Annotated in this window: 25 protein-coding genes; 6 read left to right on the top strand and 19 right to left on the bottom strand. The window is 37.1% G+C overall.

The annotated features are described in order from the left end of the window. Positions 1-27: 27 nt before the first annotated feature. The gene (locus MUW56_RS12860) at positions 28-2,277 is read left to right on the top strand and encodes a TonB-dependent receptor (protein ID WP_292013559.1); all 2,250 of its coding nucleotides are present in this window, start codon (positions 28-30) and stop codon (positions 2,275-2,277) included. 83 nt (positions 2,278-2,360) lie between these two features. Further along, on the top strand, positions 2,361-2,918 hold the full coding sequence (locus tag MUW56_RS12855; protein ID WP_292013558.1) for an alpha/beta hydrolase: 558 nt from the start codon (positions 2,361-2,363) through the stop codon (positions 2,916-2,918). Between the two features lie 489 nt (positions 2,919-3,407). On the opposite strand, the gene MUW56_RS12850 is transcribed toward MUW56_RS12855, so the two are convergent. The 12 genes from MUW56_RS12850 to MUW56_RS12795 form a co-directional block, all read right to left on the bottom strand. Beyond that, on the bottom strand, positions 3,408-5,162 hold the full coding sequence (locus tag MUW56_RS12850; protein WP_292013557.1) for a discoidin domain-containing protein: 1,755 nt from the start codon (positions 5,160-5,162) through the stop codon (positions 3,408-3,410). A gap of 27 nt (positions 5,163-5,189) precedes the next feature. After that, entirely contained in the window at positions 5,190-6,215 is a 1,026-nt protein-coding gene (locus tag MUW56_RS12845) for a hypothetical protein (protein WP_292013556.1), read from the bottom strand. A 14-nt stretch (positions 6,216-6,229) separates the two neighbouring features. Further along, positions 6,230-7,411 (bottom strand): twin-arginine translocation pathway signal protein, encoded by a 1,182-nt coding sequence (locus tag MUW56_RS12840; RefSeq protein ID WP_292013555.1) that lies wholly within the window; start codon positions 7,409-7,411, stop codon positions 6,230-6,232. A gap of 14 nt (positions 7,412-7,425) precedes the next feature. Continuing rightward, positions 7,426-7,749 carry an NAD(P)-binding protein gene (locus tag MUW56_RS12835; RefSeq protein ID WP_292013554.1) on the bottom strand — a complete coding sequence of 108 codons (324 nt, stop codon included), beginning with the start codon at positions 7,747-7,749 and terminating at the stop codon, positions 7,426-7,428. A gap of 37 nt (positions 7,750-7,786) precedes the next feature. Next, positions 7,787-9,301 carry a polyamine aminopropyltransferase gene (locus MUW56_RS12830; RefSeq protein ID WP_292013553.1) on the bottom strand — a complete coding sequence of 505 codons (1,515 nt, stop codon included), beginning with the start codon at positions 9,299-9,301 and terminating at the stop codon, positions 7,787-7,789. After that, entirely contained in the window at positions 9,294-9,509 is a 216-nt protein-coding gene (locus MUW56_RS12825) for a DUF350 domain-containing protein (protein WP_129038294.1), read from the bottom strand. The genes MUW56_RS12830 and MUW56_RS12825 overlap by 8 nt, the downstream gene beginning before the upstream one ends. Positions 9,510-9,522: 13 nt before the next feature. Next, entirely contained in the window at positions 9,523-9,753 is a 231-nt protein-coding gene (locus MUW56_RS12820; RefSeq protein WP_292013552.1) for a hypothetical protein, read from the bottom strand. Then, entirely contained in the window at positions 9,714-11,171 is a 1,458-nt protein-coding gene (locus tag MUW56_RS12815; protein ID WP_292013551.1) for a DUF4178 domain-containing protein, read from the bottom strand. Before MUW56_RS12815 ends, MUW56_RS12820 begins: the two co-directional genes overlap by 40 nt. A 2-nt stretch (positions 11,172-11,173) precedes the next feature. Then, positions 11,174-11,533 carry an S-adenosylmethionine decarboxylase family protein gene (locus tag MUW56_RS12810; protein WP_292013550.1) on the bottom strand — a complete coding sequence of 120 codons (360 nt, stop codon included), beginning with the start codon at positions 11,531-11,533 and terminating at the stop codon, positions 11,174-11,176. Between the two features lie 20 nt (positions 11,534-11,553). Further along, positions 11,554-12,477 carry a citrulline utilization hydrolase CtlX gene (gene ctlX / locus MUW56_RS12805; protein ID WP_292013549.1) on the bottom strand — a complete coding sequence of 308 codons (924 nt, stop codon included), beginning with the start codon at positions 12,475-12,477 and terminating at the stop codon, positions 11,554-11,556. Between the two features lie 138 nt (positions 12,478-12,615). After that, complete coding sequence (locus MUW56_RS12800; RefSeq protein WP_292013548.1) at positions 12,616-12,939, bottom strand: four helix bundle protein; 324 nt, start codon at positions 12,937-12,939, stop codon at positions 12,616-12,618. 107 nt (positions 12,940-13,046) lie between these two features. Further along, positions 13,047-13,961, bottom strand: coding sequence for a dimethylarginine dimethylaminohydrolase family protein (locus MUW56_RS12795; protein WP_292013547.1), 915 nt, complete (start codon positions 13,959-13,961; stop codon positions 13,047-13,049). A gap of 312 nt (positions 13,962-14,273) precedes the next feature. Here MUW56_RS12795 and MUW56_RS12790 point away from each other — a divergent pair, with 312 nt between their 5' ends. Then, a complete protein-coding gene (locus MUW56_RS12790) occupies positions 14,274-14,438 on the top strand; it encodes a hypothetical protein (protein WP_292013546.1) in 165 nt (54 codons plus the stop codon). A gap of 35 nt (positions 14,439-14,473) precedes the next feature. Here the strand turns inward: MUW56_RS12790 and MUW56_RS12785 are convergent, their stop codons facing one another. The 3 genes from MUW56_RS12785 to MUW56_RS12775 form a co-directional block, all read right to left on the bottom strand. Continuing rightward, entirely contained in the window at positions 14,474-16,648 is a 2,175-nt protein-coding gene (locus MUW56_RS12785; protein WP_292013545.1) for a TonB-dependent receptor, read from the bottom strand. Positions 16,649-16,728: 80 nt separating this feature from the next. Next, positions 16,729-17,790: an AraC family transcriptional regulator gene (locus MUW56_RS12780; RefSeq protein ID WP_292013544.1), complete on the bottom strand. Its 1,062-nt coding sequence runs from the start codon at positions 17,788-17,790 to the stop codon at positions 16,729-16,731. A gap of 88 nt (positions 17,791-17,878) precedes the next feature. Beyond that, the gene (locus MUW56_RS12775; RefSeq protein WP_292013543.1) at positions 17,879-18,256 is read right to left on the bottom strand and encodes a helix-turn-helix domain-containing protein; all 378 of its coding nucleotides are present in this window, start codon (positions 18,254-18,256) and stop codon (positions 17,879-17,881) included. 76 nt (positions 18,257-18,332) lie between these two features. Here MUW56_RS12775 and MUW56_RS12770 point away from each other — a divergent pair, with 76 nt between their 5' ends. Beyond that, entirely contained in the window at positions 18,333-18,734 is a 402-nt protein-coding gene (locus MUW56_RS12770) for an alpha/beta hydrolase-fold protein (protein ID WP_292013542.1), read from the top strand. Then, on the top strand, positions 18,701-19,150 hold the full coding sequence (locus MUW56_RS12765; protein WP_367118565.1) for an alpha/beta hydrolase: 450 nt from the start codon (positions 18,701-18,703) through the stop codon (positions 19,148-19,150). The genes MUW56_RS12770 and MUW56_RS12765 overlap by 34 nt, the downstream gene beginning before the upstream one ends. Before the next feature lie 141 nt (positions 19,151-19,291). Here the strand turns inward: MUW56_RS12765 and MUW56_RS12760 are convergent, their stop codons facing one another. Both MUW56_RS12760 and eno read right to left on the bottom strand, forming a co-directional pair. Next, entirely contained in the window at positions 19,292-20,578 is a 1,287-nt protein-coding gene (locus MUW56_RS12760; protein ID WP_292013541.1) for a citrate synthase, read from the bottom strand. Positions 20,579-20,659: 81 nt separating this feature from the next. Beyond that, a complete protein-coding gene (gene eno, locus MUW56_RS12755; RefSeq protein WP_292013540.1) occupies positions 20,660-21,952 on the bottom strand; it encodes a phosphopyruvate hydratase in 1,293 nt (430 codons plus the stop codon). A gap of 489 nt (positions 21,953-22,441) precedes the next feature. Here eno and MUW56_RS12750 point away from each other — a divergent pair, with 489 nt between their 5' ends. Then, positions 22,442-22,684 carry a hypothetical protein gene (locus MUW56_RS12750; RefSeq protein WP_292013539.1) on the top strand — a complete coding sequence of 81 codons (243 nt, stop codon included), beginning with the start codon at positions 22,442-22,444 and terminating at the stop codon, positions 22,682-22,684. 133 nt (positions 22,685-22,817) lie between these two features. On the opposite strand, the gene MUW56_RS12745 is transcribed toward MUW56_RS12750, so the two are convergent. Together MUW56_RS12745 and MUW56_RS12740 are read right to left on the bottom strand one after the other, a co-directional pair. Beyond that, entirely contained in the window at positions 22,818-23,606 is a 789-nt protein-coding gene (locus MUW56_RS12745) for a histidine kinase (RefSeq protein WP_292013538.1), read from the bottom strand. Next, positions 23,603-24,247, bottom strand: coding sequence for a hypothetical protein (locus tag MUW56_RS12740; RefSeq protein WP_292013537.1), 645 nt, complete (start codon positions 24,245-24,247; stop codon positions 23,603-23,605). Before MUW56_RS12740 ends, MUW56_RS12745 begins: the two co-directional genes overlap by 4 nt. Position 24,248 lies beyond the last annotated feature (1 nt).

Raw genomic sequence — 24,248 nt, 5'->3', positions numbered from 1 at the left:
ATCATTCATTCACACACCTACTAAAACATGAAACGCACTCTTTTATCAATTGCAATCCTGTTCGGAGCCTATGCTTTCGCCCAGGAAAAGAAACCCGATACGACAAAGACAAAAAATATTGAAGGCATAACCCTAACAAAACAGGTTTTCAAAAAACAGAGCGACCGTTTTGTATATGATGTTGCGGCTTCTCCTGTTGCTAAAGGAAATACGACTTTTGATCTTTTGAAACAGACCCCATTGCTGTCATCAACGGATGACAAAACGTTGAAAATTGCAGGAAAAAACAATGCTTTAATCTATATCAACGGACGAAAAACCAATATGGATGCTGAGTCTCTGGTTCAGTTCCTGAAAAACACTCCTGCTGAGAACATTCAGAAAATTGAAGTGATTACCGTTCCCGGAAGTGAATATCAGGTGGAATCTTCGGACGGGATCATCAATATCGTTTTAAAGAAAAAGATGAGTGACGGTCTCAACGGAAATATGAGATTCTCGAACACCCAAAATAAATATAATGCAAGCCAGACCAGTTTTTCTGCCAATTACAGAAAGGACAAGCTGGGAATCAGTGCCAATCTCAACGGTGGAGAGAACATCCAGGCCCAAACTTATACTTTAAGAAACGGAACTATTGATACCTCCAACGAATCTACAGGAGATATTGATGATCCCAACAAAAATATTGGCGGTTACCTGAATATTGACTATCAGCTGACTGAAAAAAGCAACCTCGCCCTTTCCTGGAACACCTGGGCCAATAAGAGCTATGACTCCAGAGTAAGCCTTTTTAATACCATCACAAGCGGAGGGAAAACAAAGTATACATGGTCAAAAAATAAAGAAGATGCAAGGTCATACAACAATTCTTTAAATTTAAACTATGAGTTAAAAACAGATTCTCTGGGCAGTAAGTTAAATGTAAACGCTGCTTATCTGAATTATAAAAGATTTCAGTTTACCGACAACCAAACCTATGCATCAAGCATCAATAGAGAATTAGGAAAGATGACCACCCAGGTATTTCAGGATCTCCCTCAACGTATTAATAATTTCTCCGGAATGGTGGATTATATCCAAAAATTCAAAAATGACCTGACTGTTTCTGTAGGAGGAAATTATAACAAAACCAAGACCGATAACGATTCTAAAAACGACACTTTTCTTTTTGATCCCGCAAGTTCAAAATCTGCTCCCAACCACTTTATCTATGATGAAAACATATATGGCTTTTATATCACCGCAGAAAAAAAGCTATCGGATAAGTTCTCAGGAAAAATAGGGGCCAGATATGAGATCACCAACAGCTTAGGAACTTCTGACAATGCCCCTACGGAAGATCTTAAAAGGATTAAAAGAAATTACAGCAACTTCCTTCCTTATGTAAGTTTTAACTATGCTATAAATGATAAAAATAATCTTTCGTATTCCTTTTCAAGCAGAATGAGAAGACCCAGCTTTTGGGAAATCAATCCGGTAAGAAATATTCTGACGGATGATAATTATACTCAAAACAATCCTTTTGTAAAGGCCTCTTCCACTTATAACCAGGAACTGACCTATATGTATAAAAATTCTTATTTCCTGATTCTGAGCCATTCCTATTTTAAGGATGCCATTACCCAGGTTCCTCTGCAGGGATACCCTGAATCTCCTGGAGGGAACCTTGGAAAAAATCCTGTATTGAGATACATCAGGACCAATTTTGGGGATAAGCAGGAAATGTCTGCCATGGTAGGAATCCAGAAATCATTCTTCAAACAATACTGGACCACTAACTTCAATATTGGGGTTCAGCATAACATCAACAACGGAAGCCTGGATACCGATCCTACAACCGGAGACCGTTTCAAAAATAAGAAGGGTGAATATATAGTATATACCAATACGACAAACTCTACCAGTTTATTGATCCAGACCAACAACACCATCCGCCTTGATAAAAAGAAAACCTGGTTCCTGGGCGTCAATTATTTCTTCGTAGACAAACAGCAGATTGAGCTGGGTACTTTGAAAAGTTTAATGAGCTTAGATCTCAGCATCAAGAAAACCTGGAATGAATGGACTTTTGCAGTCAACCTCAACGATGTCTTAAGAACTAATATCGTAAAGATTGAAGATTATCAGGACAATGGAAATTACAACTATATCCATCAGAATCAATATCCAAGAAGTTTGACGGTAAGTCTTACATATAACTTCGGAAACCAAAAAGTGAAAAAGGTAAGAGATATTGAAGGGGCTTCAGACTCTATTAAAAGCAGAACAAGATAAAAACTATCTTTCTTCATATTCAATTCAATTATTTTGTACAACAACCCGTTGGTTTATCAGCGGGTTTTTTATCTTTAACCGGTATGAGAAAAAGTTTAGTATTCATTTTTATAGCCCTTCCTTTATTCCTTCTGCCGGCGGGCTGCAAAGAGAAAAGAATCAATCTTGGCAACGGGATCAGTTTTGATAAGGAAGAAAACATTTCTTATGGAAATGATGCGGCGCAGATCATGGATCTTTATATTCCGCATGATCAACCCTCGGAAAAAAGAGATGTTTTTATGATCATACATGGCGGAGGCTGGCGCAGTGGCAACAAATCCCAGCTTACCTTCTTTACACTTTCGATGATGCAGAGATTTCCTGACCATATTTTCGCCAATATCAATTACAGATTAGCTTCTCAAACGCAGTTTGGGATCCCGAATCAGATGGATGATATTAAAAGCGCCGCCGCATTTCTGAAAAAGAAATTAAATTATACTCCCCAGCTTATTCTTTTGGGAAACAGTGCCGGCGGACATTTATCTATGCTTTATGCATACCACTTTGACTCTCTGAGAAGCGTAAAATCCGTCATTAATATTGTAGGCCCGGCAGATCTTACGGATCCGGGGTTTAAAACCTATGCGGATTACTAATTTGTAGAAAAATACCTGGCTGATCCAAAGATTCTGCCCTCCGGAACATCTGCAGATCATTTTGCAAGCCCGGTACACTGGATTAATACAAATACTCCTCCTACCCTGTCTTATTACGGGAAAACAGACCGTGTTATTCCTGTAACGCAAGGAAAAATATTAGATTCTATATTAAGTAAAAACAAGGTTATCCACGAATCTTATCCATTCAATGGCGGACATCTGAACTGGGATAAGCAGCCGCATAATGAATTTCTTATAGATAAAATTGAAGCTTTTCTTAAAAAACAGTCAAAAAACAGCACGTTCTGAGGATTCAAAACGTGCTATTTTTTGTGAAGGAAGTTTCACTGGAAAAAGAAAGCTATTAAGTTCCAAAAAACAAGCACTCCTCCCATTGTATTGGTTTTTTAAGTTATTTCATTACATTTATCATAACCGTCAGAAATTATAGGCCGATAGCAATTCCAGCCTCTTGATCTTACTTATTTATTCAGATTTTGCAACTACGGTTCTTTCTGAAACTCCATTGGCATTGAAAGCTTCAATCTGGAAATAATAGGCGTCTGCCCGGTCTGCCCCTGTAAAGAAATATTCATTCTTTCCATAGACCATAATGCTTCCGTACATTTTATCAGGGGATTTTCCCCAATAGATTACATAGCCGTCTGCTTCAGGATTCTGCTGCCACTTCATCCAGATGCTTCTTCTCTCCCCATATTTCTTAGGATCGGCCCTCAGAGGAACAAATCCTTCTACCTTTTTAGGTTTTTCTCCCGCTCCTCTTCCGAACACCCTGAAGCCGCTCAATGCAAACTTCCCCGTAGGCATTTTCAGATTTTCCATTTTAAGGAATCTTGCTGTTGCAGGTTTTTCGAGTTCAACATAATCATGGGGAACGTCTTTGGTATTTTTGCTTTTATCAACAATTACCTTCCACTTTTTCCCGTCATCGGATCCATAAATCTTATACTGATGCATTTTTCCTAAAGTCTTTCCCATGAACTCGGCATCCTGATCTGCATAATTGATCTGAATGGCATTGATGGTAGAAACCTCACCCAAATCCGTTTGAAACCACTCTCCGGAATTTCCGGTCTTGGCACTCCAGTAAGTCTTGATATCTTCATCTACAGCATTGTTGGGTTGATAACCTCCTAGAGTAGATGAGACCTGAACCGGTTTATTATAATTCAACAGCATCCATCCGGCAAAAAGACCTTTAGTAAAATCTTTCCCTTGTGCATACTGTGGAAGGTATGTCGGATAATCACCATAAGCCGTATTACAGTACATTACATCGTCTTTATCAAAACCTGCCGGCCAGATTCCAAGTCTTCTTTCAAAGTTATTTTTAGTGGAAATAAAGATGGTAGAAATGTGCCACCAGTTTTTATAATTGTCTTCAAAAGTGGCTCCATGGCCTGCTCCTCTTGCAAAACCTCCCGGTTTATAAGAAAATGGATTATGCTGCTGATATTCGAAGCCTTCCAAAGGATTTTTGCTCACGTATACTCCGTCCGAATATCCGCTGAATTCTGTAGCCGGAGCACCGTATTGCATATAATACTTTCCGTTGTGTTTTGTCATCCATGCCCCTTCAATAAAAGGCTGAAGAAAAACATTGTCATTATATTCCCCGAAGCGTTCCCATCCGTGGTCTTCCGGCTTTAATTTAACAATCGGTTTTACAAAACCTTCGGACTGAAGATTTTTAACTTTCACCTCTGTTCCCAGCAACGGCCATTCGTTACTTGAACCCCAGTACAGGTACAATTTATTTTTATCTTCGTCATAGTGGAATGCGGGATCCCATGCTCCTACTTTTAATGTATCCACCGCAATCTTCCAGTCGTCTTTGGTTGGATTTGTACTTTTCCAGATCGGAAAATCCTGTTCCCAGGTAGAGCCATAGACATACAAAGTGTCTTTCATGGCCCAGACTGCCGGAGCATTAAGGTCATGGGTGTATTTATTGTCTCTGAGAAATTTTCTCTTTACAAACTTCCAGTCCAGCATATCATCACTGTACCAATATCCTTCCTGGTTTGTAGAAAAAAGAAACAGTTTATTCTTAAAATTAACAATCACCGGATCTGCTGTAGCACGGTGTTTTCCCTGTTTTGAAAAAACTTCAAAAGGAGTATAGCCATAATCAATGTTAATAGGATTACAGAAAGTCTTCTGCTGTGCTCCTACAATAATTCCGAGAAAAATGGCTAATGACAGAAAGTATTGTCTCATTTTTAGATTTTAAAGATTACAGCAAAGTTAGCTAACTTTTTTGGGTTTTCTCCAAATAAAGCCATCCAGAAGATAATGAGTAAGCTGTGGCACAACCAATAAAGGAACCAGAAACTGAAACCATTTTTCTGAAAGAATCACATTCAGGGAAAAATGCTCATTCCAGACCAACGTTTCCCACAAAAATTCTTCCAAAAAGGCGAACCCTAAAATAACACCTATAAACAAAAATATTCCGGAAACCGATTTAAAAATTTGCATCCCATTCAACGTATTATTTTCCTTTTGCTGTATTTCCCGGATATAAATCAATGCGATATAGGGAATTCCATGAGAAACTACATTCAGAAACGTAAAAAGAAGGTCGTTATTAAAGTAGACAATCCCGAAATACCATGAAAGAAAAGTCCCGCCAATGAGCGCTGTCTTTGGAATATTGATTCCCTTTCTTTTAAAAGCATCTGAGAAGGTTTTTACGATCCAAGCAACCAATATCACAATATACACTGCCGTTATAAAACCTACATAATCAGGAAGCTTTTCAAACCAGCTAAATTCATTATTCACAAACCAGGTAAAGGCACGAGGTGTCTTAAACCAGTACAACATGGGATAGATGGTCGCAGAATAAACAGCTACCTCATCTATTTTCTTGCTCCAGTTATTCGGTTCAAACCGGGCATAAATTCTCATAAAGCCGTACTGCTGGCGTATAAAATGAAAAACAGCAACCAATGCCAATACCGACCAAAATGTCAGACTCCCGAATTGAAACAAGATAATACCCAAAATCCAGCTTACAGCAGGAATCCCAAGGTATAGCAGTTTATTTTTCTGTATTTCTCCTTTTACAAAATACGTCTTGAACAGGGTAGAATAGACGTGGGCTACATCTACAAATACAATCAGGAAAAGCCATGTGTAAAAAGAATAATGATTTTCCAGCCCCTGAATCTGTTGCTGAAAAAGAAAAATAATCAGCAGTACCAGGAAAGGCGGTGATAGAATAAACCACCAGTCTGTTTTTGCGTTATGTATCCAGGGCTGTTTCATAGATCAATTTTATATCATTTGTCCTGCAGTTCGTATTCCCTGATAAAAGCTTCTTCAAAAATAGATATCCCCGAAAGATCGGAATGGGCAAAGAAAATTTTTCCTTCTACAGATTCTTTCGCTGCTTGGGTTTCTTCCCCAAAGATTTGATTGGGAACCGGCGCTATCATCGCATGCCCTATTTTATGAAACTGCATTTCTAGGATGAAATCTTCTATCAAAGGATGCGCTTTCTTCAGATCCTCCAACACTAAAGTTTTAAGTTCAGAGTCTTTCATGGCGTACAACTTTTTCCTTGCTTTTCTACAGTCTGATGTTGAAAAACTCTTATAGTGGGTAATCACTTTTTCACCTATAATCTGGTTAAGATTCTGATGCTGATCAAAGATATAACCCAACCCTGAAGATCCATAGATCACATTATCCCAGGCCAGCTCTTCATCTCCCCCGAATTCATTCTTCAGGGTAATGGTTGTTAAAAGCCAGGGAACATAGTTAAATGATGATGCTTTTTCATCATTAAAAATCCTTTCATTCACAAACTGTGGCGATGCAAACAATACTTTATCGGCAATAATTTTTTTAGTTTTCTTTTGGGTATGATCAAAGCTCAGTACCTCAACTTTATCCTTGAGCTTTACATCAAAGACCAGATTTCCGGACATATGCTTTCCAGCAGTATATTTTGAGAAGTGTTGTGCCAGCCTGGCATTTCCTTCCGGCCATGTGAAGACCTGATCTTTATATTTTGTGCTCCAGTTATTCTTTCTTCCGGCAAAATAATGAATTCCCGCCCATGCCGAGACATAGTCTATTCCCAATCCAAAATCATCTCTGCATGAATAATCAAGAAGCCAGAGAAGCTCTTCCGAGCTGTAGTTATTTTCTTTGAGCCAGTCTTTGAAAATGAGTTTTTCAAGCTGTAAAACCTCATCTTCTCTGCTTGAATCATGTACCGGAATGGCAAACCAATATTTTCCGTGTGCATCTTTCTTCAGACGAAGCTCATCCATCACCTTAAAAAAGCGGTTGAGCTCCTGCTGTGTTTCTGCTGAAATACCTCTTTGAGGCACAATATCATTTTGCCAGGAGTTTTTATAAAATAGTCTTTCCTGCTGTGGAAAGGTCATTTGGTATTCATCCAAAATAGGTTCTCCGCTTTCTTCAGTTCCAAGGCAGATTCCACATTCTTTCAAAAAGTCTATAATTTCTACGTTCTCTTTATTCGGTAAAGGTAAATAATGAGCTCCCAATGGAAACTTTGAAAATGAATTCTGTCCGTTTGAAGAATTTCCCCCAGATGGTTTTCCATTTCCAGGAGAAGATAATCATGTTCATTATTCAAATTAAAAAACCGGCATGCAGAAAGTCCGGAAATTCCACCACCCACAATAAGATATTGGGTGTGGATAACTTCTGAAAACGGAGGAAAATCTTTTGCCCATAATCTATGCCCGAGCACATGGTTGGTCCCGGTGATCTTCAACAGCAGCGATTTTGCTTTCTTTCCGCAATACTGCAAAAAGGGAAGCATAAGGCTACCTAAAAATATAGTTTTAAGAAAATCTTTTCTACTGAACTTTTCCCCACTCTTCATCGAAATAACGGACTAATATCTGGTTATCCAGACGGTTAACTTCTACGTCTTTCACTTTCATATCTTTATTGAAATAAGACATTTGTGAAAAGTTGTAATCATAGTATTTTAAATTGGGAAGCATTCTGTAGATCCTGTTGTTGACGGGTTCAAATGAAGCCATAGAAAATCCCCATTCTCCAAAAGACGGAACATAGGTATGATATGCTACTGTAAAAGGAAAAATCTGATTGATCGTTTTTTCGATACACCAGAAAGATTTCGGAGCAAAGTATGGGGAGGTGGTCTGCACCACAATCTTGGTATCAAGAGTCGTCAGCTTCTCCAGTTCTTTATAAAACTGCAGGGAATATAGTTTTCCTAAGCTGTAGTTAGATGGATCCGGGAAATCTATGATAATGACATCAAACTTTTTTTTGTTCTCTTTTACCCAAATATAGGCGTCTTTATTGATAACCTCCACTTTTGGATTGGAAAAAGAACTTTGATTCAGCCTGCGCATCGTTTCATTGGTCTTAAAAAACTGAGTCATTTCCCCATCAAGATCCACAAGCGTAATTTTTTTAACATCATTGTATTTTAATACTTCTCTGGCTGCAAAACCGTCTCCACCTCCGAGAATCAGAACCTTATCAATATTTTTTGCCATAGACATCGCAGGATGTACCAAAGCTTCATGATAGCGGTATTCATCGGTGGATGAAAACTGTAAGTTGTTATTTAAATACAGGCGGAATTCGTGGGTATTTCTGGTCAGAACAATCCTTTGGTAAGGTGAACTTTTGGTATAGACTACATTTTCACCATATAATTTTTCTTCAGAATAAGACAAAATAGTATCAGAAAAAATAAAAAGTCCCACCAATACAATAAATGCTGAAATTGATTTTACTTTTAATGATAATGGTTTTGACAATTCCTTTTTAAGGTAATAGCATAGAAATATTGCAATAGAGATATTAATAAGCCCAAAAAACAAAGGTGTTTTTACAATTCCCAGCTGTGGAATTAAAACCAGCGGAAAAAGAATTGATGCCAGTAAAGCCCCAATATAATCGAATGCAAAGACATTGGAAACTAAATCTTTAAACTGCACTCTGTCTTTCAGAATGTTCATCAAAAGCGGAATTTCCACCCCAACGAGACACCCGGTGAAAAAGACAAAAAGGTAGAGAACGCTTTCAAAATGTGCCAGTGTATTAAACAAAGTAAAGAGTACAACAGAGCTGATTCCGCCTACGATTCCTACCAGGATCTCAATCTCAATGAATTTATCGATCAGATTTCCTTTGATGAATTTCGCAAAATAGGAACCTACTCCCATGGAAAACAGATACACCCCAATGATGAATGAAAACTGCTTTACAGAGTCTCCTAAAAGATAGCTCGCCAGGGCTCCGGCCACCAATTCATAAATCAATCCGCAGGTAGCAATGACGAATACTGAAAACAATAAAAGCAGCTCAAGAGGAATCCTCTTCTTATCCATGAATCGCGGCGCTTATAATCATTGAAATTCCGATGATAAATGCTCCGAAAACAATAGCCAGTGCTATGTTTTTGTTCTGAGCGATCTCATGCCATGTTTTTTCCGGAGTCAGCTTTTCAATAACGAAATAGCATACCAGCAGAATCGCGATTCCTAAAAATGAGTAAAGAACCGAGTTTAATATGGGTAATAGATTGATGTTGTCCATAGTTTTTATATTTTTATTTGTGATAGTATCTGTAGAATCCTACTCTGGAATGGCTTCTTGTGGTCCCGTCGCGGTATGTTTCCGTTTTGGCACAATCGCAGACCTGATTTCCCTGGTAAGTAAGGTATACAAACCACGCCAGGAAAAATCCTCCAATCAAACAGAGTATCCAGTTTTGTCTTATGTAATGTAAAGTATTGGTCATCATGAGGTGGAATAAGGGGTGTTTGAACTGTTCTTCCATTTACTGACATTAAAGAAATGTCTTCCTATCCACATAGCCACAAACAGAACAATCATTATGAATAACATAAATCCGAAATTCCAGAATGAAACGGGAAGCCAGATTGCTTTGATCTTAACATCGCTGTTTGCTGTGACAGCATCTGTTGTAAGTCTTAGTCCTTCAGCATTGATCAGGGAATCTATTTTTGATGTTCCAAAGGATGCCTTCACGAGTTTACCAAGTTCTGATGAATCTTTTTCCAGTGTTTTTCCGTCTATAAAAGTTGTAGATTGTGCTTTATAGATATCGGTAACGTCCAGAATCCCGGATTTATCCCTAGAGATCAGTACTTTTGAATCCGGTGACTGTAGACCGGAAAATGCAGGTAAAGTCCCTTCTTTTTCTGCCGAAATAAGAAAATGATATTTCCCGGAACTTACTCCGCAAAGATTAAATTCTTCGGACTGGTTTCCTTCCGACCAGCTTTCGCCGTCTTCATAACCGTGATATTGTTCGATATCTTTTGAGGTATAGACAACTTCGTTCGTATTCTCATTAACAAGACTCAGCTGAACATTGGCCCATGAATTATCAACTGCTGAAAAAGCATTGACTTTTAATGGTGCTGAACCTCCTGAGAGGGTAAAGCTTTTACTCACCAGTTCTTTATCTTTGACATCGGCAAAGTTGATCGACTGTTCAAAAACGGTTTCATTGGTTCTTGAGGTATAGACGTACAGCTGAAACAGGCATATCATCAATGCAGCCATACAAAAAATGTTTACAGCCTGTCTGATATCAAAATAATACGGCTGAACGATCCCTATTCCCGTGTAATGTGGCATATGAGCTATTTTAAAAGCTCTTTTTACATCATATCTTGAAATGTGAACGCCATAGAAATACTGGATTTTTTTACCCACTGTTTCCTGTGAGATCATATGGGTTCCGTTAACGTATTCTTTGTAGGTGGCAAGGCTAAAGTCCAAACGCTCATCAAAAAAACCGGCAGCGGCATAGATACTGCATGGAGAATTTTCGTACCAGCGGTAGTTTCGTCCGGCATAAGTCCTTACTGTTGAACTTTTACCTTTAAAATCATCGGGATGAATAGGAACCAGGAAAACCCAATGTCCGTCACTTTCACTCAGGAAAACATCATCTCCTTTGCTGTCTTTTAAATAGTACTCACGCCAGAAAATATTGGAGCCATATCTTTTGACAATAATTGCAACAACAGTATATTCCACACCTGCAATTTTTCCTTTTTGCCCGACATCTAAAACAACGTTTTCCGTCGGTACTTTCAAATGTTTGATTTGTTTGTTTCCGGCAACATCAATGAGATGAGAACAGGTTTGACAAACATATTCTTCAACAGGAAAAGTAAGGTCTAATTTATTTTCTGATTCGCATGCTGGGCAGACATAATGCATTTTTATCTGTAAATTTTGTGTTTTTGAATGGTATTAGCTTTAAAATACTGAACCACTTCATCTGCAATCTGCTCTACTTTTGTGGTATTGTCCTGGGTATAATTACAAAGAAAAACATCAAAAGTAAGCTGTTTAAATTCCGGCCACGTATGGATACAAAGGTGAGACTCCTTAAGGATCACTGCGGAAGTAAAACTTTCGTTTTCAAAAATATGATTCGTTACTCCTACAATTTCTACCTCTTTCGTTTTCAGAATTTCTTCTGTAAATGTCAGAAAACCTTTGCTGTCTAATAACAAATCTTCTGACTCTGTTTCCAAAGTCAGAAGAATATGTAAACCTTTACTTGATAATGGGTTCAATTAATTTTTTCGTAAATATATTATTTTTTTGGAAGAAAAACTTCAGCAAGCATACATCTTGCGCTTCCGCCTCCGTTTACTTCAATGGTATTGAGGTCTGAATAGATAATTTCGCAGTATTTTTCAATAGCCGCCACCTGTTCTGCCGCTAAAGACTGGTAAGCGGTTTGGCTCATGACCAAAAACTTTTCGCCGTCTTTATTCTGAACCTGAAGCATATTTCCTGCAAACTGCTGCATCTGTTCTTCGGAGATCTCAATAATTTCTTTACCTGAATTTTTAATAACCTCTATCACTTTCTCTCTTTCCAGCTCATCATCGATACAATCAAGGCAGATTACCACAAACTGATCTGCCACACACATCATCACATTGGTATGATAAATGGGAAGTCTTTCTGTACCTACCGTTTGGAATGAATGGAAAACCACCGGAGTGAAGCCATATTTTGCACAGAATTCCCTGAATAAGTTTTCATCCAGTCTTAAGGAAACTGAACCATAGGCAATCTTATGATCATGATCGAAAATCATACTTCCTGTTCCTTCCAGGAAATGCCCCTGAGTTTCAGGAAAAGACCAGTCATCAATTTCAGCAACTTCAAACCCTTGGTCTTTGATGCTTTCAATAATATCTTCTCTTCTTTCTACTCTTCTGTTGGAGGCGAACATCGGATATAAAACCACCTTCCCGTCTTTATGGAAACTCACCCAGTTATTCGGGAAAATAGAATCCGGAGTATGCGGTTCCAAGGTATCTTTTATCGCGATGACATTGATTCCTTTGCTTCTCAGTTTTCCGACAAAGGTATTGAACTCAGCCAAGGCTTTTGACTGGATATCAGAACCCGTCTGTTCTACCTGAAAGTAATTGTTTTTCGCTGTCTCAGCGTTGTAACCGAATGCAATCGGTTCTATCATTAGTACTGTATCTGTTGTTTGCATTTTTTATAAGTTTGAGGGTGTTAGTGTATAAGAGTTTGAGAGTCTGAACAGCGGTTTACAGATTATTCTCTTCTTTATTAACCGGAGAGAATGAGCACCACTTTTCAGACTGGCTCATCATATTAACTAACATCCCTATTATTTGGTTATATTGTTTGTGCAAATTTCATATTGCTCTTCATTCATATAATGGCAGGCAAAAGCAAACTGAAGCCATGTTTGGGTTTCTCTTGCTTCTCCCTCCGAATCTGTAAGCTTAGCGATGAAGGATTTTTCATATTTTCTTTTCCCCCAGGCCTCACTAATATTTGCCGTTACAGATCTTGATGATCTTCTTATTTGGTCTGTAAGAGAATAAAGTTCTTCTTTTGGAAAAAATTTTGAGAGTTCATAAATCAGCTGTGCTGTTTCAAATAATTTTTGAAAAACTTTTAAGTCCTGATGAAATTTAATCGTTGACATACACTATATATTTATTTAAAATTAAAAAAACATTCAACCGTACCAACACTGTAACTCTCAGACCCTAAAACTCCTCCACTCTCAAACCCTAAAACTCTCCCACTCCGTTATTCTCTCACAAGCGGCATTGTAGAGCATCTCAACAGTCCGCCCATTTTAGAGATTTCACGGTAAGGGATTTCTTCAACAGTCATTCCCCATTCATTTCTTAAATGGTTGTTCATTCTGGTGAATGCTTTATCTGAAACTACTACATCTGGAGAAATAGAGAAGATATTGGGGAACATTTCAAACATTTCCTCATCATTGATATGGAAACAGTTTTCTTCTCCGAAAATATCGATGATTAAACGGTAGTCGCTTTCATCTACAAAACCGTTTTTATAGATGATGCATTTGTCTTCTCCTACCGGGTTAAACGTACAGTCTAAATGGAGGATTCCCTCAAAGGGAACTTTATCATTTTTTTTCAGTTCGAGATCAATGATTCTTTTCTTCGGAAAATATTCTTTTAAAATCTCAATGGCATATTCATTGGTTCTCGCCGTTTTATAGTTTCTGTAATCTTCACTGAAGCAGGTTCCAATAAAAAGGAAATCGTTCCATACGATGACGTCTCCGCCCTCAATATGTGCTGTTTCCGGAAGATTAATAATTTTTCTCCAGGCGACTTTCTCAAAAACGCTTTTATATGCTTCCTGCTCATCTGCTCTGTCGGCGATGACATTGGAAATGATCATTTTATCATCAATTACAAAGGCTACATCTCTGGAAAATACCTGATTGTAATCTTTGATAATGCTCGGGCGCAGTACTTCAACATCGTACTTTTTTAAAACCGCTTCAAAAGCATTCATTTCATTGATGATATCCTCTTCTTTAGGATAAATATTGTGTTCGATTGAGTAATATGACTTGGCGTCATAACTTTCTTCTAATGTGGGAACTGGCCCCAGAGAATTAGGTTGGCCTAGAACTACTGACTTCAGCCTTCCCGTTTCATTTTTAATGTTTAGTCTCATAAAGATTTATGCAATACTACAAATATAAGTAAAGGACTCTATCTGTAAAACTTTTGGAATATTTTATGCATTAAATTTGGCTGTTCACCTATAGTATCTTTTATATAAATCTCATTTTACATTTTTATTTTTCCGTGTAGTGATAAGGAAAAGTTGTTTTTATTCAGAACAAACAATCTACAAACACCTATATTTCATCTACCTACGTACAAAAAAAACAACAATCATATAAAAATATTTTCATACATTAGTGATATAATTTTCGCGAAATTATAATTAAAACTTAACTATTAACATCAAAACAACGAAATCATGAACAAGAACAATCCAATGCTAAAAAATGCAAAAAAATTAGGAAGAGATCAACAGAAAACTGTATTAGGAGGAATAGGAATCTCAACCGGCAGAAGATGCTGTGAGTGGGACGAAGCAGGAGTATGCTATATCTGGACATGCGACAGATGCCAATGTCCATAATAAAAACGAAAGCCTGCTTTTTCAAGCAGGTTTTCTTATCTCGCTCTGTTTTCTTCTTCTGTTTTCTGGGTTTCTTTTACCTGATATTTTGAGCTTCCTAGCGTATAACTGAGTGAGAAAACCAACCGGCTGCTATCCCACCAATGGGTAAGACGATTATCCATAATCTGTTTGTGCCGGAATTCCAATTGTTGTTCGTATGAATCCAGGAGATTATTAAACCCGATTTTAGTGTTCAGTTTATTATCAAGCCATGACTTCTGAACTGATACATCTATGGTATATCTTGGCTTGATGATGTAAAGGCTGTTCCCCGTTTTTGACTCGTAATTGGCAAATAGATTCACCGTAAATCCTTTTGGAAGGGAAAATACCTGGTTCAGCCTCACTTCATAATTGTAGATATTCAAAGCAAAGACCTCATCCAGATAGGGTCTGAATTCATCATTATAGTATCCCGTGAACTGACTAGTGATATTCCACCATTTTGTAATTCTGATTGGAAAACTGGTTTCCAAAACAGCAAAATTCCGATACGGAAGATTCGTTCCCAGATATTCTAATACATTCGTTTCCGGGTTGTAAAGGGGATAGCGTGTCATAACGTCTTTTTCTTTTCCGACTGTAAAGCTTGTGATCCAGTTTTTATAGCGATAGGTTGCTTTGATCTGGCTCGTGAAGGAAGGAAGCAGATAAGGATTCCCAATCCAGTAATTTAACGGACTGAAATAAAACCGGAACGGATTAAGCTGTGAGAAAACAGGTCTCGTTATTTTCCTGCTGTAGGAAAGAGAAAGCTCACTGGACTTATTAAAAGTATAATTTACACTTAAAGACGGCAACCATTCCAGATCGTTTCTGGAAACAACGGAATCCATGGTAATTGCATTGGAAATACTGTTTGTATTTTCAAATCTTAATCCCGCATTGATCTGTAAGTTCCCCATTTTTTGCCTGTACGCCAGATAACCTGCCCAAATTTTTTCTTTATATGAAAATACATTACTTCTCGCAGGATCAAAGACAAACTGATTTCCGGCAGACAATGTATCATATCTGATATTATTATGGGTGTCTGAACTGCTGTATTTAATTCCTGCTTCAATATCTACCTCATTGATTTTCTGCGAAACATCTACCTGAGCAGTATAGATATTAATTGTATTCATCAAATCAGATTTCCAGTAAGACAGAAGAATAGCTGTAGCTTGATCTCTGTTGATAAAATCATCATTCTGTTTATTTTTAACTGAGAGATAGTTTCCTAAAAAACTGAGTTTAAATCCTTTGTTTTGAAAAGAATAATCGGTAGTGATTCCATAATTATCCTGCAAATAGTCTGTAGGGTTTTCATTGGCTGTGTTCAATACCGTTTGTGTTTCCCTTTTATCGGTCGTAAAAAGTGATCCGTTTCGTGTACGGTCATGGCTCCGGAAATTACCTCTCAGATTGATTACCAGTCTGTTTTTATCATTCAGTCTGAAATCAGCTCCCACCTGAATATTATACATCTTCCCGAAATCTTCCTGATCCGTATGGGTCCGCATGATATTAGTATTTGCCAACCGCTGCAGAGCCTGATAACGATAGGTTGAGATACCTTCATTATAACCTGTCTGAAGGTTGTATGTCACTTTTCCCGTATGGTAAGATATATTGAATGCATTTTCCCGGTAGTTGAATTTATTAATATACACATTACCATTATAGCTTGCCTTCCAGCCAAGACCGGTATTCTTTTTCAGCTTAATATCAATAATCCCTTTAAATTCTGCATCATATTTTGAAGACGGATTGGTATTCACTTCTAGAGACTCCACCATATCCGGGGATAAAGACCGCAAATAGGCCTGCAGTTCCTGATTACTCATGACAACAGGTTTTCCATCAATAAGAACAGCCGGAGCAATTCTTCCTCCAATAAAAATTCCGTCTTCCTGATCTACCGTAACGCCGGGTGTTTTTCTTAAAACATCAAGAAGATGCGTAGAGGTTTTAAAGTCTTTGTTTCCGGCAACAGACATTACCAGGTTTCCATCATTCAGTTTCATCTTGCGAGGTGCTGATTGAATAATGACTTCTGAAATATTCGTGGTGGAAGATTTTGCCTGAGTCAGAGAATCCGAAACTTTTCTTTTTACAATTTCCTGCCCTTTTCCTAAAAATGAGAGAAATAATAGGAATAGCAAAAGCCACAATTTGATTGTCATAGATTTTAAATTTTATGAAATCAAAAGTATCGGCTTGTCGTAAAAATACGGTTTTGAAATTGAAATTCCGCAGTACTGAATTATAAATTTGAACTCTGAAACCTAGGTTCAGTAAGGGTTTGAGACTGTTTATACAAAAGAGGGGTTGTATTTTTAATTTTCTTAAATGTTGAGAAGAAAGTTGATTTGGAATTAAATCCTACTTCATACCCAATCTCCTCAATTTTTAAATAAGACCCATTTTCTATTTTTTCACAGGCTTCATTGATCCTGTATTCATTGATGCAGGTAGCAAAACTTTTCCCCAAATTATCGTTCAGCAGCTGGGAGAGCTGGTGGGCTGACATATTCATTCTTGAAGACAGGTCACTCAATTTCAAATTCGGATTTTTATAGAGCTCTTCTGTATCCATCAATTTTTCTAATCTGGATACAAAATTGTCCGCCTGTTCTCCGGAAATTTTTTTATTGGAATATCTTCCAGTTTCTTTTACCGGAAGCTGTTGGTATTTTTTATTGAATAAAATCAAAAAGTTAGCATACAGCACGAACGAAAACACAAGGCTTCCTCCTGCGCAGTATATTTGTACCCAACCCGTCGAAATCAGCTGATAAGTCAGAAAGATAATCACATTGCTGATCAGAACCGGAAGCACAAATTTGTTTGGACTTTTATGCTCCTGTTTAATCAAAGTATAATACTGATAAACCGTAAGAAATATAAATACAGACCAAACCGTATAAATAAATGTTCCGAAATAATGATCCCAGGTGATAGGGAACACCAGATACAATAAACCAACAACCCCTAAAATAAGCGTTACTATCCCAAACCATTTCTGACAGTTCTTCCAATCAAACTGGTCCTGCTGGAAGGAAGATTTTACATAGTAATATAAAGCAGGTCCTGTGAAAAATAAGGCTGACAGCCCCAAATGCGGGATAATTCTTGGCAAGTCGGGGTAAAAGTAAATACATACCGAAATTCCTACTCTTGAGCTTAGCATCAGAAGAAGAAGCCCAAGGAAAAAATCAGGCAGGTATTTCAATTTTTTAACAAACAAAAGATAAATCCCAAGCAGAAGCCCGTTAAAAGCTCCCACTGCACTGAAGAAAAATAGTATCTGTTGTCCAAAAGTCATGATCCGTTATTTATTCCATCATCGATGATGTTCCGAAAAGTAAATTTAATGAATTATTGCATTCAATTTCAGGTACATCCCTACTTTTTCATATAAAATCACAAACCGATATTTCTTTTCCCTCAGCATATGTTTTTCCCCATTCACATAAGCTCTTTAAAATAGGAACTACCTCTTTTCCTTTATTGGTAAGAAGGTATTCTATTCCTGCGGGAACAGTACCGGGTATTTCTTTTTTAACAATAAGCCGGTGGGTTTCGAGTTCTTTCAGCTGTCTTCCCAATACCTGTTCAGAAATATTGGGCAATTCTTTTTTTAGCAGATGGAATCTGTTATTCCCTTCAGATATGGAATAAATAATCTGTGACTTCCATCGTCCGCTTATGATGCTCACTGCAGAATTCAGTTCACAGATTCCAAACAAAAACTGTTCGTTTACGGCATTGGTTGAATTTTCTTTTCTCATACTTGATGACTCACAATTTTGTTAGCTATTGTAATCTACAGACGGCTTGCAGAAATTTGCACTAAAATACAAAAATATGTACACAAAGAATATTTTACTGATGATGAGCATGATGATGGGTCTGTCGTTCTTCAATGCCCAGGAAAAATGGATCATGAAATCTGAATTTCTTGCCAAACCAGACACCGTTTTAGTATTTAAACCAAAAGTTTATAACGAAAAGGAGCAGTATCCATTGGTGTACCTATTCCATGGATATAGTGAAAATTATCGTCAATGGTCGCAGACAACAGATCTTCAGAAGCTGTCTGACCAATATAAGATGATCATTGTATGTCCGGACGGATTTGTGACCTGGTATATCAACAGCCCATATGATAAAGGTTCAAGAGCTGAGGACTTTTTTTTAAAGAACTTGTCCCCAAGGTCCATACCCGATTTAGCATTGATAAAAATAATATATTCATCAGTGGTTTAAGTATGGGAGGATACGGAGCAATAAGGTATTTCCTCCTTCATCAGGATTATTTCAATACAGCAGGCAGTACAAGCGGTGCGTTTTCTTTAGATTTTGATACCCTTAGCAAAGCTAGTGCAGCATTTTTCAAAAGCACTAGGATTATTGATGATTTATCCCAATCACTCGGCTCATCAAAAGAATGGAACCGGTATACTATTTCCTATCTTTTAAAAACGTATAATAAAGGAAGGCCTTTTCTAATAGATTGCGGTACTGAAGATATTCTCTTTCCGGCAACCCTTGCGATCAAAAATCAGGCTGACAGTTTAAAGATTCCTGTGACTTTTATTTCCCAACCGGGAAATCATAATACAGAGTATTGGAAAAGGTCTATTGAACATCACTTTATCTTTTTCAGAGACCATTTGAAATAAGTTAATTACCAGCTATTGAAAAGCTTTTTCTACATTTTGGCTAACGCTTAAACAAAGAAAAAGCAAGATCAATTCCATCTCTGTTGAATACAAAAAAATCCCAAAGCATGCTTTGGGATTTTAATATGATAAAAACAAAGATTATCTGTTTGAAATATCGATATAATTTCTTTGTTGAGCACCTTGGTAAACCTGTCTTGGTCTTCCGATCGGGTCTCCTTTCAATCTCATTTCTTTCCATTGAGAAATCCATCCCGGAAGTCTTCCCAATGCAAACATTACGGTAAACATTTCTGTAGGAATTCCTAACGCTCTGTAGATGATTCCTGAATAGAAGTCTACGTTTGGATATAGTTTTCTTTCTACGAAGTACTCGTCTTCAAGAGCTACTCTTTCTAACTGCATTGCAATGTCAAGAGCTTTATCCTGGATCCCTAATGCTTTAAGGATATCATCAGCAGCTTTCTTGATAATTTTCGCTCTTGGGTCGAAGTTTTTGTACACTCTGTGTCCGAATCCCATAAGACGGAAGTTATCAGCTTTATCTTTAGCTTTGGCAACATATTTAGATACATCACCCCCATCTTTTTCGATAAGCTCAAGCATTTCGATTACTGCCTGGTTAGCTCCACCGTGAAGCGGTCCCCAAAGTGCAGATACCCCGGCAGAGATAGAAGCGAAAAGACCTGTGTGTGCAGAACCTACCATTCTTACTGTAGAAGTAGAACAGTTTTGTTCGTGGTCAGCGTGAAGGATTAATAATTTATCTAAAGCATTTACAACTACCGGATCGATTTCGAAATCAGCATTGGGTAATCTGAATGCCATTTTGTAGAAGTTTTCTACGTAGTTTAGGTTGTTATCACCGTGGTTTAATGGTAAACCTTGGGTTTTTCTGTAAGTCCAAGCACAAAGGTGAGAGAACTTAGCGATCATCAGCTCAGCAGCGTGATCCATTTCTTCTTTAGAGTTTACGTTAACGGCTTTAGGGTTAAAAGCTGTCAATGCAGAAGTCATAGAAGAAAGAACTCCCATAGGGTGAGCAGAACGAGGAAAAACATCAATGATCTTTTTCATTTCGTCTGCGATGAAGTTATATTTTTTAATGTTGTTGTCGAATGAAGTAAACTGATCCTGAGTAGGTAATTCTCCATGTAATAAAAGATACATTACTTCAGTGAAGTTAGATTTTTCAGCAATCTGCTCGATTGGATAACCTCTGTAAAATAATTCTCCTTTATCTCCGTCTAAGTAAGTGATGTCGCTAATGGTAGCTCCTGTATTTTTGTAACCTAAATCCAGAGTGATCAAACCTGTCTGGTCTCTTAATTTTGAAATATCAATCCCTCTGTCTCCGATAGTACTATCCACGATTGGATATTCATATGAATTACCTGCGTAATTCAATATTACTTTGTTGTCTGACATTATTTATTTTTTTTTAAATATACTACTTTCCATAAAATACGGCAAACAAAAATTATCGCTTGCCGTTATTTATAAATTCAATTATCTTTTTATTTTAAATGCTTCTAATCCAGGGAAAATTGCGGTTTCACCAAGAGCTTCTTCTATTCTTAACAGCTGGTTGTATTTTGCCATTCTGTCTGATCTTGAAGCTGAACCTGTTTTGATCTGTCCGCAGTTCATCGCTACTGCTAGATCTGCGATGGTAGCATCTTCAGTTTCTCCTGATCTGTGAGACATTACTGAAGTGAATTTGTTATTCTGAGCCATTTGTACTGCTGCCATTGTTTCAGAAAGGGAACCGATCTGGTTTACTTTTACAAGGATGGAGTTGGCAATTCCTTCTTTTACTCCTCTTGATAATCTTTCTACGTTGGTTACAAATAAATCGTCACCTACCAGCTGTACTCTGTCACCGATTTTATCTGTTAACATTTTCCAACCTTCCCAGTCATTTTCCTGCATACCGTCTTCGATAGAGATGATTGGGTATTTAGCGGCCAATTCTGCCAGGTAAGAAACCTGCTCACTGCTTGAGAATTGAGCGGCATCCGGAGTTTGGAATTTTCTGTAATCATATACTCCATCCTTATAGAATTCTGAAGCAGCACAGTCTAATGCCAACATTACATCATCACCAGGCTTGTACCCTGCTTTTTCGATAGCCTGAAGTAAAGTATCCAACGCATCTTCAGTTCCTTTGAAAGTTGGAGCAAAACCTCCTTCATCACCTACTGCAGTAGATAAACCTCTTGAATGAAGAATAGATTTAAGGTTATGGAAAATTTCAGTTCCTTTTCTCAATGCGTGGGAGAAAGAATCTGCCTTTACCGGCATTACCATAAATTCCTGGAACGCAATAGGAGCATCAGAGTGAGATCCACCGTTGATTACATTCATCATAGGAACAGGAAGTGTATTGGCATTCACCCCACCTACATATTTATACAAAGGCATACCCAATTCAGCTGCAGCTGCTTTTGCTACGGCTAAAGAAACCCCAAGAATTGCATTAGCCCCAAGATTTCCTTTGTTGGCCGTTCCATCAAGATCAATCATGATCTGATCGATATAGTTTTGTTCGAAAACCGGCTGTCCAACTAAATTCTCTGCAATTACTTCTTTTACATTTTCAACAGCTTTCAGAACTCCTTTACCTAAATATTCTGAACCTCCGTCACGCAGTTCCACCGCTTCATGTTCTCCTGTAGATGCTCCTGAAGGAACAGCTGCACGGCCCATTGCACCGCTTTCTGTAAATACATCTACTTCAATGGTAGGATTACCTCTGGAATCTAAAATCTGTCTTGCTTCTATGTAAGAAATTGCACTCATTTTTTATTTTTTTAGTTTAGACAAATTTAATCAAAATTTAACTTTTAAGGGTATTTCAGGGTGATCTTTTTGAAATAATTCCACGTTAAATTTTAGTTAATTCAAAGAATGATAATATGGAAAATAAAAAAGAAGAAGGAGATCTTTCGTTTTATTTCGGATGGCATGAAATCTTATTAAAAATCTTCTTTGAATGATTTCAAAAAATGCTTTCTTCACTAAGATTAATTTCATAAAATAGTACAGTCAAAACCTATTGAAGGGTTTGTCTTCTACAAAATACTTTTCTTTCAAAATGCAGCTGAATTATTAAGCTTTTTAAATTTTAAATTTTGTTATCAATACTATCAAAATAAAAAATAACGAAAAAGGGTAATTGATTTGAAATTCCAAATGTTTCAATTTTGTTGTGTTATGATTTTTGTGTAATCATAATCAGGGAAGCCGAAAACTGCAGTTTGAAAGAGTAGGTAAAAAAAAACTAAAATTATGTCAAACATTTCTAGGAAGTACATTGATGACCATAAAAAGTCTGTACACACAGCTGATTCATTTGGAAGGGCCTTAATTGAACAAATCCTCAGTGAGTCTATTCAAAAAATCGGTACTGAAGAGGCCCAATCTGTTAACGTTGATGTAAAGTTTAAAATTGAAGCATTTGAACCTGCAACCTGCCTTAGAGTATGTGCTAACATTAACGGTGTTGAAGTTTGTTATCACGTAAATATGTAATAACAAACTAATAGAGCTGAATTGCCTTTAATTCAGCTCTATCTTATATTTTGATTGTTGAGACAAACAATTTCAGATAACCAAAGTTAAGTTGTAAACAAAAAACAGCATTATGATAAGTACATGCTGTTTTTTAAAGTGTTATTTTAAAGACCAGGTAAGTTCCTGAATTTTCAGATAAGATACTGCACTCACCTGCAAACTCGTTCATTCGTCTTTTCATATTTCGGAGCCCATTTCCTTCCGGTTTTCCTTCGGGAATCCCGGTCCCATTATCTGAAATCTTCATAATGAAAACATTTTTATGTTGAGAGAATGAAAGTTTTAGGAGATCTGCGTTGCTGTGTTTGTAAGCATTATTGACTGCTTCTTTTAAGCATAGAAACAGGTTTCTTCTCTGTTCTGTAGAAATAGAGGTGTCTGCTATGCTATCAATATTTTCAGACCATAAGCTTATTCTGGTTTTCTTCAAAAAATTATCGGTATACCGTATGGCATACTCTATAAAACTTCCCAATGTATCATTGCCTGAGTTCAGGCTCCAAAGCATTTCCCGCATGGAAATATTCATTTCTTCTGACGTTTTCAGCAGTTCATCGATATCGCTCTGCAGGTCATCATTTCCGGCTTTCTGTTTTAGGAATTCTGCCTGAAGTTTCAACGCGGAAATTCCCGCTCCAAGATCATCATGCATATCGTGAGAAATACGTTCCCTTTCCTGCTCTAGTGATTTTTGTTTTTCGAGTTCTTTCTGGAGAAGCTGGTTTTGATATTCTGCATCTTTGAGCTGCTGTTGCTGAATAAAGAAAAGCTGTTTTTTATTATACAAAATGACAATTAAAACAATAAATACAACAAATGTTATTAACAGAATTACAGCAATAATATAGGTTAATCTAATTGTATCCGGTAATTGTTTCATAACGTTTTTTTAAGTTGCACTTTTTCAAATTTCATTAAGGCGATATAAAACATTCCATACATGACAATATTTACACCATACTGCATCATCTTTAAAATGTATAGAAAAGCAGGATCATTATCTTGAAGAAAAAACATGGGAATAGATCTGAAAAGAAAAAAAATACTCCAAAAAAGCAGCCCACAGGACACCCAGAAATGGGGATCATCAATAATTTTTAAATCATCAAAATTTTTAAGTCTCATGTAGAACCAGACAAGGGCATTGATAATAAAATAGAAACAAACTAAGATCCCAAGCTCATTTTCATAGTTTTCTCCGTAAAATTTTATAAACAATACAATATATGCAAGTATAGCAATAACTACATATAAAGAAACTGTTTTTAATTTCCCTGGTAAGATTTTAGCGTAATACCTGTAGAAAAATAGAATTATGAAAATACTGTAATAATTAAACAGGGAAGCAAAATTATATTCTCCTATATAAATCTTATAATGTCCATAAAGCTCCAGGCAGAGAGAAACCAATAAGAACACTGCAAAAAAGTTTTGGCTGGAAAGACCTTTCTTTCCAGCTAAAACTATAGACTTTACCGTATCGATAAAGAGTACTGCAATATATAATATCTGAATAAACATT

It is taken from the genome of Chryseobacterium sp., assembly GCF_022869225.1.
Taxonomy (GTDB): Bacteria; Bacteroidota; Bacteroidia; order Flavobacteriales; family Weeksellaceae; genus Chryseobacterium.
Note: the sequence above shows the minus strand (reverse complement) of the source record. Positions and strands in the feature narration are given on the sequence as shown.